The sequence below is a fragment of the Bartonella sp. AC130YNZD genome, from assembly GCF_042196865.1.
Taxonomy (GTDB): Bacteria; Pseudomonadota; Alphaproteobacteria; order Rhizobiales; family Rhizobiaceae; genus Bartonella.
Map to the genome: position 1 here is coordinate 1 of NZ_JBHIQZ010000158.1, position 678 is coordinate 678.

The following is a 678-nucleotide window of genomic DNA, read 5'->3' on the forward strand; positions in this document are numbered from 1 at the left end:
GAAAGCAGGCGCCCCCGCCGCGCCCCGCGCCATTATTTACGCAGCGTTATTTGCAATAACCTTTACAACGTTATCGCTTTCATAAACCTCACAATCATTAGGAACCCAATAAAGATCACTATGTCTTTTTAACCTTGCATTGCCATAGACATTACCTATGACCATGAAATAACCAGAGATTTTTGCATTGCCATAAACACAGCCTTTAATCTTGGCATGGCACCCCACACTAGCACGACCATAAACCTTGCCATAAATCTTTGCAGCACCACTAACAGAAGCATGATCATAAACCTCGGCATTGCCATGAATACGTGCACTTCCTGATAATTTTGCATTGCCATAAACCCGCGCCTGATGATAAACCCAAGCATTATAAGAAAGATGCGCATTGTCATAAACATGGGCATTTGCATAAACGCGGGCGTGATCACAGACATGAGCATTGCCATAAACCAAGCCCATTATAATAGCCTTATTAAAAATCTTGGCATTTTCGTAAATATGGGCAGGATTTAAAACAAGAGCATTATCATAAACCCAGCAATTGCCATCATGAGAGAGGTTGTTTTCACTTTCAATAAAGCCGCCTAAAGACCCAGCTTTAACATCACCAAAATCTCTTAAAGCTTTAATGCGATAAAGAGTTTGATTATTAAATACACGTGTCTCATTTGT

At 40.6% G+C, this 678-nt stretch carries 1 protein-coding gene; it reads right to left on the minus strand.

The annotated features are described in order from the left end of the window. Positions 1 to 36: 36 nt before the first annotated feature. On the minus strand, positions 37 to 678 hold a 642-nt coding region (locus ACFINU_RS10250; RefSeq protein WP_375667723.1), incomplete at its 5' end, for a hypothetical protein.